This is a genomic window from Azoarcus olearius (assembly GCF_001682385.1).
Taxonomy (GTDB): Bacteria; Pseudomonadota; Gammaproteobacteria; order Burkholderiales; family Rhodocyclaceae; genus Azoarcus; species Azoarcus olearius.
In genome coordinates, this window is sequence record NZ_CP016210.1 from 3751472 (window position 1) to 3765002 (window position 13531).

Genomic DNA, 13531 nt, shown 5'->3' on the forward strand with positions numbered 1-13531 from the left:
ACGCTTACAGCAGCGACTTCAGCAGCTTGCCCATTTCCGACGGGTTGCGCGTTACCTTGAAGCCGCACTCTTCCATGATGGCGAGCTTGGCGTCGGCAGTATCGGCACCGCCAGAGATCAGCGCACCGGCGTGGCCCATGCGCTTGCCGGCCGGCGCGGTCACGCCGGCGATGAAGCCGACCACCGGCTTCTTCATGTTGGCCTTGCACCACAGCGCCGCTTCGGCTTCGTCCGGGCCGCCGATCTCACCGATCATGATGACCGCATCGGTGTCCGGATCGTCATTGAAGGCCTTCATGACGTCGATGTGCTTCAGACCGTTGATCGGGTCGCCGCCAATACCGACCGCGGACGACTGGCCCAGACCCAGCTCGGTGAGCTGTGCCACGGCTTCGTACGTCAGGGTGCCGGAACGCGACACGACGCCGATGCGGCCCTTGCGGTGGATGTGGCCCGGCATGATGCCGATCTTGATTTCGTCCGGGGTGATCAGACCCGGGCAGTTCGGCCCCAGCAGCAGGGTCTTCTTGCCACCCGCGGCTTCCTTGGCCTTCATCTTGTTGCGCACTTCCAGCATGTCGCGGACCGGGATGCCTTCGGTGATGCAGATCGCGAGGTCGAGATCGGCTTCGACGGCTTCCCAGATGGCGGCGGCAGCGCCGGCGGGCGGCACGTAGATGACGGAAACGGTGGCGCCGGTTTCAGAAGCGGCTTCCTTGACCGAGGCGTAGATGGGGATGTCGAAGATCCGCTCGCCCGCCTTCTTGGGGTTCACGCCGGCAACGAAGCAGTTCTTGCCGTTGGCGTATTCCTGGCACTTTTCGGTATGGAACTGGCCGGTCTTCCCGGTGATGCCCTGGGTGATGACCTTGGTGTCTTTGTTGATGTAGATGGACATTCGAACTCTCCTTACTTGACCTCAGCCACGATCTTGGTCGCGGCTTCCGCCATGGTGTCGGCGGAGATGATGGGCAGGCCCGACTCGGCGAGGATCTTCTTGCCGAGGTCTTCGTTGGTGCCCTTCATGCGCACCACGAGCGGGACGGAGAGATTCACTTCCTTGGCTGCAGCGACCACGCCGGTGGCGATGGTGTCGCACTTCATGATGCCGCCGAAGATGTTGACCAGGATGCCCTTGACCTTGGGGTTCTTGAGCATGATCTTGAAGGCTTCGGTGACCTTCTCGGTGGTGGCGCCGCCGCCCACGTCGAGGAAGTTGGCCGGCTCGGCACCGAACAGCTTGATGGTGTCCATGGTGGCCATCGCCAGACCGGCGCCGTTCACCAGGCAGCCGATGTTGCCGTCGAGGCTGATGTAGGCGAGGTCGAACTTGGAGGCTTCGATTTCGTCGGCGTCTTCTTCATCCAGGTCGCGGTAGGCAACGATTTCCGGGTGACGGAAGAGCGCGTTGGAGTCGAAGTTGAACTTGGCGTCGAGCGCCTTGATGTTGCCGTTGCCTTCGAGGATCAGCGGGTTGATTTCCGCCAGCGAGGCATCGGTTTCCATGTAGCAGGTGTAGAGCTTCTTGAAGGTGTCGACCGCTTGCGGGATCGAAGCTTCAGGAACGCCGATACCCTTGGCCAGTTCGATGGCCTGCGCGTCGGTCAGGCCGGCGAGCGGATCGACGAAGACCTTGATGATCTTCTCGGGGGTGTTGTGCGCGACTTCCTCGATGTCCATGCCACCTTCGGAGGAGGCCATCATGGCAACCTTCTGGGTAGCGCGGTCGGTCAGCGCGGCAACGTAGTATTCCTTCTTGATGTCGGCGCCTTCCTCGATCAGGAGGCGGCGAACCTTCTGGCCTTCCGGGCCGGTCTGATGGGTGACCAGCTGCATGCCCAGGATCTGGCCAGCCAGGGTGCGAACTTCGTCCAGCGACTTGCCGAGCTTGACGCCACCGCCCTTGCCGCGACCGCCAGCATGGATCTGGGCCTTCACCACCCAGATCTTGCCGCCGAGTTCTTCAGCCGCCTTCACCGCCTCATCGACGGAAAAACACGGAATGCCGCGCGGCGTGACGACGCCGTACTTTCTCAGTACTTCTTTTGCCTGATACTCATGAATCTTCATGGTTGCCCTTCGATCGAAGTCACGACGTGCCTTGCCGCCGCGAGCAGGTTGATGGGACGCTTCGGAGCTTCGCTCCGCGACGGGCGCCGTCTCCCTCGTCCGACGCTCGCCGCTGTCGGCCGGACTGCTGTCCGACCCCGTCTATTGGAACGCGCGCAAGGCTGCGTGGTCACCGCAAGATCGCGGGATTATAACTGTTTTTATCCGCGCTATAAGCCCGCTTTAGCGCACTGCACAAGAGGCGGAATCAGTCCCCGGGCTCGCGTCCGCGGTACCACTTCGGGTAATAGCGCCGAACCGTTTCCGACGTTGTTTCGAGCGCATGGCAGCGATCGAGCTGGAAGGGCTTCTCGCCGACGTCCTCGTTGTCACGCCGGAACGTGGCGAAGGTCTGGATTGCGGCAGTAGGGAGAGACAGCAGCAACTCGGAGATGTGGGTACACCCTTCCACGTCGCGGAACATCTCGCCCACGGTTTTGCGGAACCCCCTGACCAGATTCAGACCGACCAGGCGCCGATAAGCGGGTCCAATCGTGTCGCATCCGCCCGGGTAGGGCACGCGCTCCGAGATGGCGTGCGCGTCGAGGATCGTGAATCCGGCATCCAGGACGACGCGAAGCCGCATCAGATGGACCGGCTCGCCAGCGGGGCGAAGACCGGACGCGATCGGGTAGTCGACATCCTTGACGTCGCGCAGCGATGCGTCCAGCTCGTAGAGACCGTCGTCGCGCAGGAAGCCCTCGACTTCGATGCGGCGCACGTGCAGGCGCCGGCGGGACACGGCAGGAGGAGGCAGAGACATGTTACATACGGCTCAGTACGGGGATGTGGAATCTTAGCGGCAGAGGCCAAGCGCCGGCCAGTTGATGCGATGCGGATCGCCACCCGCTACGCCAAAAGTCAAATCCATCACGACCCGCGCCATTCCAACTGCACACTTGCTCGACATTGCTGGAATGCAACACCATAGTCTGATACAAACCACATCATCCTCCTGCGACCGCCGGACAAGCGGAATATGAGAACCAGACGCACCACGCTCGCCACCCTCGTCGCCGGCCTCACATTCGCCTCTGCGCCGCAAGTTCACGCCCTCGTGCTTGGCGAGATCGTCTCCGTTTCCGCTGTCGGCGAGCCGCTTCGCATCGAAATCCGCAGCCTCGACGGCCGCACCGACGAAGCCGGAAACTGCTTGCGCGTGAGCGCGCCGCCCGATGCCGACCCCGGCCTCCCCACCGTGGGCAAGGCGCGGATCAGCGCCGCGGGCAGCGGCCCGAACGCGCGCGTCATTCTCACCACCGGCGTTGCATTTCACGAACCCGTTGCGCAACTCTTCATCGAGGACATCTGCAACGCGCATCTTCGTCGGCACTACAACCTGCTGCTGTCGTACCCGGTAGCGCCGCCAGCGAGCGCTGTCGTTGCCCCTGCACCGGCTTCCGCGCCGCAGCCGGAAAGATCGTCCCGCAGCGCGTCACAATCCCGCCGCGCAGCCACCGCGAGCGCAAACCGGTGGACTACCGCGCCGGGCGAATCGCTCGATTCTCTGGCCGCCGCGCTTTACCCCGATGACGTGACCGCGCAACGTCGCTTTGCCGCCGCCACGGCGAAAGCCAACCCAGCCCTATTCGCCGATCTCGCCGCCCGCGGCCGCGAGCTTCCCGCCGGAACCGAGCTGATCATTCCCGACATGCGACGCAGCGCGGAGCGACCGGCCACGGCGGAAGCGTCCAGCACCGCAACCGGCGAAGCGCGGGCGCCTGCGCGGTCGAAAGCTGCTGCGCAACGCGAACCCGATCGTCTGGTGGTGGCGAACGACCCCGAGTCGCGCCAGCCGGCCTCCACAGCACGTGCCACCGCCGCAGCGAACGATCCCACCTGGACCGCGCGCGAGCGCGAACTTGCCGTCGCGGTGGATCGGACGATTGTCGCGCAGATGGAGCTGCTCTCACGCATCAAGGAACTCGAGCAGTTGCAGGCCCAGCTGGAAGCCCGCGCAGCGCAGCTCGGCGTCCAGCTTCCGGCTGCACCTGCCGCGCCCAGCGCCGCCGCCCCCGAAGCCGCAGCTCCGGCGCCCGCGCCGGTGGCTCCGGCAGCCCCGCCAGCCCCCGTACAGTCCGCCCCCCCGCCCGCCGAACCGGAGCGGGACTACCGCAGCCTGGCCCTGGTTGGAGGACTCGCGGCGCTCGCGCTGGCCCTGGCCGGGGTGCTCATCGCGCGCCGGCGCCGCCCAGCCGGGGCGGACAGCGCGGGCACCGAGGACTTCATCCCGACAGCCGTGCCCGCGGCACGCCCTGCCACCCCTTCCGCCCCCCGCCCCGCGCCGGCCCCGGCACCCGCGGTTCGGGACGAACTGCCAGCGCTGTCGCTGACTCAGGAACCTCGTTCGATCGCCCCGGCGCTGGTTCTGGAAGAGGAGGTGGAAGAACACGACTCCGCCATCGAACTGGCCGAGATCATGATGAGCTTCGGCCGCGTGCACGGTGCCGCCGAAACGCTCGCGGAGTTCATCCGCCACAACCCCAAGCAGGCGGTTACGCCGTGGTTGAAACTGCTTGAGGTGTATCGGGCGGCAGGGTTGCGGGCCGAATTCGACGCGCTCGCACGCCAGCTCAACAAGACTTTCAACGTGCTGGCCGTGACGTGGGAGAACTTCGACGCCGCACGCAGCGCTCCGGCCTCGATCGAGCTGTTGCCGCACATCGTCGCCAATCTGGAGAAACTGTGGGGCACGCGCGAATGCCAGGGTTACATCCACACGCTGCTGCGCGATAACCGCGACGGCACTCGGCAGGGTTTCCCGCTCAGGATCATCGACGAATTGCTCTTGCTCGCCGCCATTCTCGAGCAGCACCTCGGCCCTTACCGCGCGGAGCCCGACGCGCCGCCGCCCGAGGCGGGCGAACGCAAGGCCGCCTGAGCCCTCAGACGGGGTTGTCGAGATCGAGGAAGTCGGCCTCCAGGCCCAGCGTACGGGCCAGATAATCCGCTAGTGCGCGAACGCCGTAGCGCTCGGTGGCGTGATGCCCCGCTGCGATGTAAGGCACCCCGGACTCACGCGCGAGGTGTACCGTCTGCTCGGAAATCTCGCCCGACACGTAAAGATCGGCCCCGGCAAGGATGGCCTGCTCGAAGTAGGCCTGGGCCCCGCCGGTACACCACGCAAGCCGTCGGACGGGACGCGCGCCGTCGCCAACCAGCAGCGGGTCCCGCCCCAATCGCGCAGCCAGCGCCCTGGCCACCTGCTCCGCGGGTTCGCCCTGGTTTGCCGCAGGCAGTTCGCCCAGCCAGCCCAGCTCCTGATCGGCAAAGCGACCGGATTCACGCCATCCCATCAGCTTGCCCAACTGGGCGTTGTTGCCCAGTTCAGGGTGCACATCGAGCGGCAGGTGATAGGCAAAAAGACTGATGTCGTGGGACAGCAACGCGGCCAGACGGCGCTTGCGAATGCCGCTGATGCGGCCGTCCTCGCCCCGCCAGAAATAGCCGTGGTGAACCAGTAGCGCGTCGTATCCGCCGGCAACGGCGGCCTCGACCAGAGACAAGCTGGCAGTCACCCCGCACAGCACCTTGCGGACCTCCCCGCGGCCTTCCACTTGCAAACCGTTTGGGCAATAATCCCGCAGCCGTAGGGCTTCGAGCAGCCGATCCAGATGGTTTTGCAGCTCGACGAGTTGCATCCGATATCACTCCGACTTTTTCCGTTTCGCGCGGCCATTGTTCCGCGACCCACTGGTTACCCAGCGCCGCGCGCCGACACTCGAATAGCAAAGTGGTCCCATTATGCGCCGCCTTTGGCTGATCTTCGCGCAGGCCGTTACAGTCAGCGTCGCGGTCCTCTTCGTCCTGAATACGCTCAAACCGGAGTGGCTGCGTGCCGGCACGCCCGGTTCGGTGGTCTCCATCCTCGAAGCCCCGGCCCCACGCATCGAGGGCGAAACCGCGCCCAACTCCTATGCCGCGGCCGCGCAACGCTCACTGCCTTCCGTGGTGCACGTCTATACGAGCAAGGAGGTGCGCAGCCAGCGCCACCCGCTGCTGGACGACCCCTTGTTCCGCCATTTCTTCGGCGAACGGCCGGACGGCGGCAACCAGCGCACCTCGGGCCTGGGCTCCGGCGTCATCGTCAGCCCCGACGGTTTCGTACTGACCAACAACCATGTGATCGAAGCTGCCGACGAGATCGAGGTCGCCCTCAACGACGGCCGCAAGTTCCCGGCGAAACTGGTGGGCCGTGACCCGGAAACCGACCTCGCCGTACTCAAGCTCAAGACCGACGCGCAACTCCCGGCGATCACCTTCGCGGGCGGAAGCGACAGCCTGCAAGTCGGCGACGTCGTGCTTGCAATCGGCAATCCCTTTGGCGTCGGGCAGACCGTCACGATGGGCATCGTGTCGGCGCTGGGGCGCACGCACCTGGGCATCAACACGTTCGAGAACTACATCCAGACCGATGCCGCGATCAACCCGGGCAACTCCGGGGGAGCGCTGGTGGACACGCACGGCAACCTCGTCGGCATCAACACCGCCATCTATTCGCGTTCGGGCGGCTCGCTCGGGATCGGCTTCGCCATTCCGGTGTCGCTTGCCCGCAGCGTGCTGGAGCAGATCGTCGCGTCGGGCGAAGTCACCCGCGGCTGGGTCGGCGTGGAGATACAGGAGATCACGCCCGAGCTGGCAGAGTCCTTCGGCCTTGGCGACACCCGCGGCGCGCTCATCTCCGGCGTGTTGCGCGGCAGTCCGGCAGACCGGGCCGGGATCCGGCCGGGAGACGTGCTGGTCGCGGTGGATGGGCACGCGGTGCGGGATCCGAAGAACATGCTGGAACAAGTGGCCGCGCTGTCACCGGGCCGCACTGCGCAGTTCCGCCTCAAGCGGGCCGCCGGCGAACTCGAACTCAACGTCGAAGTGGGCCGGCGCCCCACCCCGCAGTCGAACGGACGTCAATGAAAAAGAGGGCCCTGAGGCCCTCGTTCCCTTGACCCGATCCGCGCTCTACTGCGCGTCAGGATCGGACGATGCTAGCGGCTCCAGCGCCTTGCCCGGCGATGGACGCGAAACGAAACGTGCCAGCACGATGCCGAGTTCGTAGAGCAGGCACATCGGCACCGCCAGCATGAACTGCGACACCACGTCCGGCGGCGTCACCACCGCGGCAACGATGAAGGCCCCGACGATGACGTAGGGCCGCACGTCCTTCAGCTTGGCGATATCCACGACGCCCGCCTTTACCAGCAGGATGACCGCCACCGGCACTTCGAACGTAATCCCGAAGGCAAGGAACATGGACATCACGAAGGACAGGTACTGCTCGATGTCTGGTGCCGGAACAATGCTTTTCGGTGCGAATTCGGCAATGAACTTGAACACCGTGCCGAACACGAAGAAGTAACAGAACGCCATGCCGAGCAGGAACAGCACCGAACTGCCGAGCACCAGGGGCAACGCGAGCCGCCGTTCATGAGCGTACAAGCCGGGGGCCACAAAGGCCCAGGCCTGGTACAGCACGACCGGCAAGGCGAGTACGAAAGCCACCATCATGGTGACCTTGACCGGCACGAAGAACGGCGTGACCACCCCGGTGGCAATCATGTGCGTGCCCTCGGGCAGGGTACGCATCATCGGCTGCGCGAGCAGGTCGTAGATGCTTCCAGCCCACGGCATCAAACACACGAAGACGATGACGACGGCGACGATCGCCCGCAGCAGCCGGTCGCGCAGCTCGACCAGATGGGCAATGAAGGTTTCGGACTGTTCGCTCATCTAGCTCATGCCTTGTCGCTGCCAACGACCTGCTTCGGGGTCGTGTCGAGCCGTAGCTCCAGTTGCTGACTGCTGTCCACAGCGGCCGGATCCGCGGCCGCTTGCGGCTCGGCGGGGGCGGTGTTGTCGGGGGGCGCCGCGTCCGCCTTGATAGCGGCGACGGCCTGATCGACGCTGGACTCGACCTGCGCAACCTCCGTGCGGACCGAACTCTCGAGCGCTTGTGCCTGCTGCTGGACCTGCTGCTGGAGCTTCTTCAGCTCCTCGAGCTGCATTTCCCGCTGGATGTCGGACTTGACGTCGCTTACATAGCGCTGCAGACGACCGAGAAGATGCCCTGCGGTACGGGCGACCTTGGGCAAGCGCTCGGGGCCGACCACGATGAGCATGACGACCCCGATGACGACCAGCTCAGAAAATCCGAAATCGAACATGTTCCCCAGCCTGACAAAACAAAGGGGCGCTCCGCGCGGGCGCCCCTGGTACTACGTCGCTGCGGGCTCAGGAATGGGTCTTCTCGACCTTTTCCCTTGCCTCTCCCTCCAGGGTCTGCCCGCCGGAGATTTTTTGCTGGGTAGAGGCGTCGGCTGCCGCGTCGGCGTCTTTCATTCCATCCTTGAAGCCTTTGACCGCGCCGCCAAGGTCCTGGCCGATGTTGCGCAACTTCTTGGTGCCGAAAACCAGCATGACGATAACCAGCACGATCAACCAGTGCCAGATGCTGAACGAACCCATCCTGCTCTCCTTGATACTGCAATCCGGCGGCACCAATCGGGCTGGCGGCCACCGTTCAGACGCGTTGATGAAGATGATACACCGACGCTACCACTGCTCCTGGAAGCCCTCGGGCCTGAAGTAACGTCGTCTCACTGCCCTTTGCTGAGACGCTGGCGGCCGCCCTGCGTTCCTGGCGCCGTGCCTCTAATTCTTGCGCGACTTCTTCTCGTCGATCCCGGAAACCCCCTCGCGGCGGCGGAACTCCGCCAGCACATCGTCCACCGACAGCCCGAAATGCGACAGCAGCACCATCGAGTGGAACCAAAGATCGGTTACCTCCCAGACGATGTGCAGCATGTCCTTGTCCTTGGCGGCCATGATGGTTTCCGCCGCCTCTTCCGCCACCTTCTTGCAGATGGCGTCCGTACCCTTGGCGTACAGACTCGACACGTACGACGAATCCGGATCCGCCTTCTTGCGTTCGGCCAACGTGGCGGCCACGCGGTGCAGCACTTCGATATCGATCATGAATAGATGTCCTTGGGATCCTTCAGGACCGGCTCCACGGTCTCCCAGCGGCCGTCGGCAAGATACTTCTGGAAAAAGCAGCTATGGCGCCCGGTATGGCAGGCGATTCCCCCGACCTGCTCCACCTTCATCAGCACCACGTCGTTGTCGCAGTCAATCCGCAGCTCGACCACCTTCTGGACGTGCCCCGACTCTTCGCCCTTGTGCCACAGCTTACGGCGCGATCGTGACCAGTAGATGGCGTTGCCGGTTTCGGCCGTGCGCTGCAGGGCTTCGCGGTTCATCCACGCGAACATCAGCACGTCGCCCGTGGAGGCCTCCTGGGCGATCACCGGCACCAGGCCGTTTTCGTCCCACTTCACCTCGTTGAGCCACTTGGTGCTCGTACTCACAGCCGCACCTCGATCCCGCGCGTCCGCATCAACTCCTTCGCCTCGCGTACCGTGTGCTGACCGAAATGGAAGATGCTCGCAGCCAGCACGGCGTCCGCCCGCCCCTCGCTGACGCCATCCGCCAGGTGTTCGAGCGAACCGACACCACCGCTGGCGATGACCGGAATGCCTACGGCGTCCGACACCGCTCGCGTCAGACCGAGGTCGAAGCCGATCTTGGTACCGTCGCGGTCCATGCTCGTCAGCAGGATCTCACCCGCACCGAGCGACTCCACCTTGCGCGCCCATTCGATGGCGTCGAGCCCGGTAGGATTGCGCCCGCCGTGGGTGAACACCTCCCACTTACCCGGGCCGGTCTGCTTGGCGTCGACCGCAACCACGATGCACTGGCTGCCGACCTTGCCACTGGCTTCGGCAACGATGGAAGGGTTGTTGACCGCAGCGGTGTTGATGCTCACTTTGTCCGCCCCCGCGTTGAGCAGGCGCCGGACGTCCTCCACCGAGCGCACGCCGCCGCCGACAGTGAGCGGAATGAACACCTGTTCCGCAACCCGCTCGACCACGTGCAGGATGATGTCGCGATCATCGGAGCTGGCCGTGATGTCGAGAAAGGTGATCTCGTCGGCCCCTTGCGCATCGTAGCGTCGCGCCACCTCGACCGGATCTCCGGCGTCGCGGAGATCGACGAAATTGACGCCCTTGACGACCCGGCCTGCGCTGACGTCGAGACAGGGAATGATGCGCTTTGCCAGCATCAGGCGGCTCCGCCCGGCGCGCGGAGAGCGTCTGCGCGGGACTGGGCTGCCGAAAGGTCGAGCGTGCCTTCGTAGATTGCACGTCCAGTGATCGCCCCCATGATGCCTTCGTCCTCGACGGCGCACAGGGCTTCGATGTCGGTGAGCGAAGCGATGCCACCGCTGGCAATGACCGGGATGCGGAGCGCCCGGGCAAGCCTGACCGTGGCTTCGATATTGACGCCCGACAGCATGCCGTCACGGCCGATGTCGGTGTAGATCACGGCTTCGACCCCGTAGTCCTCGAACTTCTTTGCGAGATCGACGACATCGTGGCCGGTCATCTTGGACCAGCCGTCTACCGCGACCTTCCCGTCCTTCGCATCAAGACCGACGATGATGTGGCCCGGAAACGCCCCGCACGCATCGTGCAGGAAACCGGGGTTCTTCACCGCAGCGGTGCCGATGATGACGTAGGAGATGCCGTTGTCGAGATAGTGTTCGATGGTATCGAGGTCACGAATGCCGCCGCCGAGCTGAACGGGGATGTCGTCACCCACTTCGTCGGTGATCGCGCGGATGGCGCCGCCGTTCTTGGGCTTGCCGGCGAACGCGCCGTTGAGATCGACGAGATGCAGCCGGCGGGCCCCCTGCTTGATCCAGTGCCGCGCCATCGCGGCAGGATCTTCGGAGAACACCGTGGCGTCGTCCATTTCGCCCTGCTTCAGGCGAACACATTGACCATCCTTCAGGTCGATAGCGGGGATCAGCAACATACCGGGAACAGAAGCAGTGAAGATGAGGGAGATGCTGGCCGCCGCTCAGGGCGCCCAACGGATGAAATTGTCGAGCAAGCGCAGACCCGCCTGGGCGCTCTTTTCCGGGTGAAACTGAACGGCGAAGATATTAGCCCGGGCTACCGCACTGGTAAAGCGCAGCCCGTAGTCGGTTTCCGCCGCGGTCAAGGCCGCATCGGCGGGTGCGACGAAGTAGCTGTGAACAAAGTAAAAGCGTTCGCCGTCGGGGATGCCTTCCCACAGCGGGTGCGGCTTCTTCTGCCACACCTCGTTCCAGCCCATGTGAGGCACCTTGAGACGGGCGCCGTCGGCCGCAACCATGCCCTCATCCGGAAACCGCACGACCTTGCCCGGCAGGATCGACATCCCCGGCACATCGCCTTCCGCGGAATGCTCGAACAGCATCTGCTGGCCGATGCAGATCCCGAGAAAGGGCTTGGTGGCCGCAGCCTCCAGCACCACGGGACGCAGCCCGCGCGCATCCAGCTCGCGCATGCAGTCGGGCATGGCGCCCTGCCCCGGGAACACCACGCGCTTTGCGGCCGCCACCACGGCGGGGTCGGACGTAATGACAACGCTGCGGTCACCCGCAACGTGCTCGATTGCCTTGGCAACGGAACGGAGGTTGCCCATTCCGTAGTCGATGATGGCCACGTCGGTCATCTGGGAGCGCTCGCTGAGGAGATGAGTGAAGAAAGGGGCGCGGGTGGATGCGCGTTAAAGCGCACCCTTCGTGGAGGGAATGGCACCGGCCAGGCGTTCGTCGCGGGTAGCCGCCATGCGGAGCGCGCGGCCAAAGGCCTTGAAGATCGTCTCGCACTGGTGGTGCGCGTTGTCGCCGCGCAGGTTATCCACGTGCAGCGTCACCCCGGCGTGGTTGACAAAGCCCTGGAAGAACTCGCGCGCCAGATCCACATCGAAATTGCCGATACGTGCGCGCGTGTAATCGACGAAATAATGCAGGCCCGGCCGGCCGGAAAAATCGACCACCACGCGCGACAGCGCCTCGTCGAGCGGCACGTAGGCGTGGCCGTAGCGCAGGATGCCCTTCTTGTCGCCCAGCGCCTTCGCAAACGCCTGACCCAGGGTGATGCCCACGTCCTCCACCGTATGGTGGTCGTCGATATGGGTATCACCCTCCGCGCGCACCTCGAGGTCGATGGCGCCGTGACGGGCAATCTGGTCGAGCATGTGATCGAAGAACGGCACCCCGGTGGCGAGCACGGACTTGCCGGTGCCATCCAGGTCGATGCGGACCGAAATACGGGTTTCGAGGGTGTCGCGGGTTACGTCGGCGTGCCGCATGGCTGGACAGGCTGCAGAGAAAATCGAGGCCCATGATACCATCGCCGCACGATCCGGCCGCAAGCCGCGCCGCCCCCGCAAACCCCCCGTTGCCAGCCGATACTGCAAGCATGAGCCGCTACTGGAGCGCCGTCGTTCACGGCCTGACCCCTTATGTGCCGGGCGAACAGCCCAAGCTCGACAACCTGGTCAAGCTCAACACCAACGAGCATCCGTACGGTCCGTCGCCGCGCGCGCTGGAGGCTATCCGCGCCGCCACATCGGATGCGCTGCGGCTGTATCCGGACCCCAACGCCGACGCACTCAAGCAGGCGCTCGCCGCGCGCTACCGGGTGAAGGCAGCGCAGATATTCGTCGGCAACGGCTCGGACGAAGTGCTGGCCCACGCTTTCATGGCCCTGCTCCGCCACGAGCGCCCGCTGTGGTTTCCGGACATCAGTTACAGCTTCTACCCGGTATATTGCGGCCTCTATGGCGTTCCGTCGCGCGTGGTGCCGCTCGACGCCGACTTTGCGATCCGCGCCGACGACTACCTTCCCCGGGGCGAAGACCGCGCTGGCGCGATCATCTTTCCCAACCCCAACGCCCCCACCGGCCGCCTGCTGCCGCTCGCCGATATCGAGCGCATCGTCGCCAGCAATCCGGATGCTGTGGTTCTGGTCGACGAAGCCTATGTCGATTTCGGCGGCGAAAGCGCGATCGCGCTGGCGGACCGCTACCCCAACCTGCTGGTAGTACAAACCTTCTCCAAGAGCCGTTCGCTCGCCGGGCTGCGCGTCGGGTTCGCTGTCGGCCACCCGGCACTGATCGAAGCCCTGGAGCGCGTGAAGAACAGCTTCAACTCCTACCCGCTCGACCGCCTCGCCATCGCCGGCGCGGTCGCTTCGGTGGAAGACGAAGCGCACTTCTCCGACAGCTGCGCGAAAGTGATCGCCACCCGCGAGCGCCTGACGGCCGCGCTGGCGGCACTGGGCTTCCAGGTCCTGCCGTCAGCCGCCAACTTCGTCTTTGCGCGCCATCCTGCGCACGACGCCGGGCAACTCTCCGCGGCGCTACGCGAGCGCGCCATCATCGTGCGCCACTTCCGCCAGCCGCGCATCGACCAGTTCCTGCGCATTACCGTGGGCACGGATGCGCAGTGCGAGACGCTGGTCGCCGGGTTGCGGGAAATCCTGGCGCGCGCAGGTACAGGCGGTTAACCGGGAAGAAGGGCTTCGCTGCCCCC

General features: G+C 64.9%; 16 protein-coding genes. 3 read left to right on the top strand and 13 right to left on the bottom strand.

The genetic code is table 11. The features are described 5' to 3' along the window. Positions 1-4: 4 nt before the first annotated feature. From sucD to dqs_RS17115, 3 genes are all read right to left on the bottom strand, one after another. Positions 5-898 (bottom strand): succinate--CoA ligase subunit alpha, encoded by an 894-nt coding sequence (gene sucD, locus dqs_RS17105; protein ID WP_011767055.1) that lies wholly within the window; start codon positions 896-898, stop codon positions 5-7. Positions 899-909: 11 nt separating this feature from the next. Continuing rightward, entirely contained in the window at positions 910-2070 is a 1161-nt protein-coding gene (gene sucC / locus dqs_RS17110) for an ADP-forming succinate--CoA ligase subunit beta (RefSeq protein ID WP_011767056.1), read from the bottom strand. 247 nt (positions 2071-2317) lie between these two features. After that, complete coding sequence (locus dqs_RS17115) at positions 2318-2872, bottom strand: DUF2889 domain-containing protein (RefSeq protein WP_065341240.1); 555 nt, start codon at positions 2870-2872, stop codon at positions 2318-2320. A gap of 216 nt (positions 2873-3088) precedes the next feature. On the opposite strand from dqs_RS17115, the gene dqs_RS17120 reads away from it, so the two are divergent. Continuing rightward, positions 3089-4990, top strand: coding sequence for a type IV pilus assembly protein FimV (locus tag dqs_RS17120; protein ID WP_065341241.1), 1902 nt, complete (start codon positions 3089-3091; stop codon positions 4988-4990). Positions 4991-4994: 4 nt separating this feature from the next. On the opposite strand, the gene dqs_RS17125 is transcribed toward dqs_RS17120, so the two are convergent. Then, positions 4995-5750: a Nif3-like dinuclear metal center hexameric protein gene (locus dqs_RS17125; protein ID WP_065341242.1), complete on the bottom strand. Its 756-nt coding sequence runs from the start codon at positions 5748-5750 to the stop codon at positions 4995-4997. Positions 5751-5853: 103 nt separating this feature from the next. Between dqs_RS17125 and dqs_RS17130 the strand changes: the two genes are divergently transcribed. Further along, on the top strand, positions 5854-7020 hold the full coding sequence (locus tag dqs_RS17130) for a Do family serine endopeptidase (RefSeq protein ID WP_065341243.1): 1167 nt from the start codon (positions 5854-5856) through the stop codon (positions 7018-7020). A gap of 45 nt (positions 7021-7065) precedes the next feature. On the opposite strand, the gene tatC is transcribed toward dqs_RS17130, so the two are convergent. The 9 genes from tatC to hisB all read right to left on the bottom strand — a co-directional run bounded on the left by tatC (position 7066) and on the right by hisB (position 12306). Further along, the gene (tatC, locus tag dqs_RS17135; protein ID WP_011767061.1) at positions 7066-7833 is read right to left on the bottom strand and encodes a twin-arginine translocase subunit TatC; all 768 of its coding nucleotides are present in this window, start codon (positions 7831-7833) and stop codon (positions 7066-7068) included. A 5-nt stretch (positions 7834-7838) separates the two neighbouring features. After that, positions 7839-8267: a Sec-independent protein translocase protein TatB gene (gene tatB / locus dqs_RS17140; protein ID WP_065341244.1), complete on the bottom strand. Its 429-nt coding sequence runs from the start codon at positions 8265-8267 to the stop codon at positions 7839-7841. A gap of 67 nt (positions 8268-8334) precedes the next feature. Next, positions 8335-8568, bottom strand: coding sequence for a Sec-independent protein translocase subunit TatA (gene tatA, locus dqs_RS17145; RefSeq protein ID WP_011767063.1), 234 nt, complete (start codon positions 8566-8568; stop codon positions 8335-8337). Positions 8569-8754: 186 nt separating this feature from the next. Continuing rightward, positions 8755-9078: a phosphoribosyl-ATP diphosphatase gene (locus dqs_RS17150; RefSeq protein ID WP_011767065.1), complete on the bottom strand. Its 324-nt coding sequence runs from the start codon at positions 9076-9078 to the stop codon at positions 8755-8757. Beyond that, positions 9075-9470, bottom strand: coding sequence for a phosphoribosyl-AMP cyclohydrolase (gene hisI / locus dqs_RS17155; protein ID WP_011767066.1), 396 nt, complete (start codon positions 9468-9470; stop codon positions 9075-9077). Before hisI ends, dqs_RS17150 begins: the two co-directional genes overlap by 4 nt. Then, positions 9467-10225, bottom strand: coding sequence for an imidazole glycerol phosphate synthase subunit HisF (hisF, locus tag dqs_RS17160; RefSeq protein WP_011767067.1), 759 nt, complete (start codon positions 10223-10225; stop codon positions 9467-9469). Before hisF ends, hisI begins: the two co-directional genes overlap by 4 nt. Beyond that, positions 10225-10980, bottom strand: a complete 756-nt coding sequence (gene hisA, locus dqs_RS17165; RefSeq protein WP_011767068.1) for a 1-(5-phosphoribosyl)-5-[(5-phosphoribosylamino)methylideneamino]imidazole-4-carboxamide isomerase — start codon at positions 10978-10980, stop codon at positions 10225-10227. The genes hisF and hisA overlap by 1 nt, the downstream gene beginning before the upstream one ends. A 45-nt stretch (positions 10981-11025) precedes the next feature. Further along, complete coding sequence (gene hisH / locus dqs_RS17170; protein ID WP_065341245.1) at positions 11026-11664, bottom strand: imidazole glycerol phosphate synthase subunit HisH; 639 nt, start codon at positions 11662-11664, stop codon at positions 11026-11028. 54 nt (positions 11665-11718) lie between these two features. Further along, a complete protein-coding gene (hisB, locus tag dqs_RS17175) occupies positions 11719-12306 on the bottom strand; it encodes an imidazoleglycerol-phosphate dehydratase HisB (protein WP_041642796.1) in 588 nt (195 codons plus the stop codon). 110 nt (positions 12307-12416) lie between these two features. On the opposite strand from hisB, the gene hisC reads away from it, so the two are divergent. After that, positions 12417-13505, top strand: a complete 1089-nt coding sequence (gene hisC / locus dqs_RS17180; protein ID WP_065341246.1) for a histidinol-phosphate transaminase — start codon at positions 12417-12419, stop codon at positions 13503-13505. The last annotated feature ends 26 nt before the right edge of the window (positions 13506-13531 follow it).

Bases quoted from the DNA above. Each gene is read 5' to 3' on its own strand.
- sucD (WP_011767055.1), bottom strand. From the start codon at position 898: ATGTCCATCTACATCAACAAAGACACCAAGGTCATCACCCAGGGCATC.
- sucC (WP_011767056.1), bottom strand. From the start codon at position 2,070: ATGAAGATTCATGAGTATCAGGCAAAAGAAGTACTGAGAAAGTACGGC.
- dqs_RS17115 (WP_065341240.1), bottom strand. From the start codon at position 2,872: ATGTCTCTGCCTCCTCCTGCCGTGTCCCGCCGGCGCCTGCACGTGCGC.
- dqs_RS17120 (WP_065341241.1), top strand. From the start codon at position 3,089: ATGAGAACCAGACGCACCACGCTCGCCACCCTCGTCGCCGGCCTCACA.
- dqs_RS17125 (WP_065341242.1), bottom strand. From the start codon at position 5,750: ATGCAACTCGTCGAGCTGCAAAACCATCTGGATCGGCTGCTCGAAGCC.
- dqs_RS17130 (WP_065341243.1), top strand. From the start codon at position 5,854: ATGCGCCGCCTTTGGCTGATCTTCGCGCAGGCCGTTACAGTCAGCGTC.
- tatC (WP_011767061.1), bottom strand. From the start codon at position 7,833: ATGAGCGAACAGTCCGAAACCTTCATTGCCCATCTGGTCGAGCTGCGC.
- tatB (WP_065341244.1), bottom strand. From the start codon at position 8,267: ATGTTCGATTTCGGATTTTCTGAGCTGGTCGTCATCGGGGTCGTCATG.
- tatA (WP_011767063.1), bottom strand. From the start codon at position 8,568: ATGGGTTCGTTCAGCATCTGGCACTGGTTGATCGTGCTGGTTATCGTC.
- dqs_RS17150 (WP_011767065.1), bottom strand. From the start codon at position 9,078: ATGATCGATATCGAAGTGCTGCACCGCGTGGCCGCCACGTTGGCCGAA.
- hisF (WP_011767067.1), bottom strand. From the start codon at position 10,225: ATGCTGGCAAAGCGCATCATTCCCTGTCTCGACGTCAGCGCAGGCCGG.
- hisA (WP_011767068.1), bottom strand. From the start codon at position 10,980: ATGTTGCTGATCCCCGCTATCGACCTGAAGGATGGTCAATGTGTTCGC.
- hisH (WP_065341245.1), bottom strand. From the start codon at position 11,664: ATGACCGACGTGGCCATCATCGACTACGGAATGGGCAACCTCCGTTCC.
- hisB (WP_041642796.1), bottom strand. From the start codon at position 12,306: ATGCGGCACGCCGACGTAACCCGCGACACCCTCGAAACCCGTATTTCG.
- hisC (WP_065341246.1), top strand. From the start codon at position 12,417: ATGAGCCGCTACTGGAGCGCCGTCGTTCACGGCCTGACCCCTTATGTG.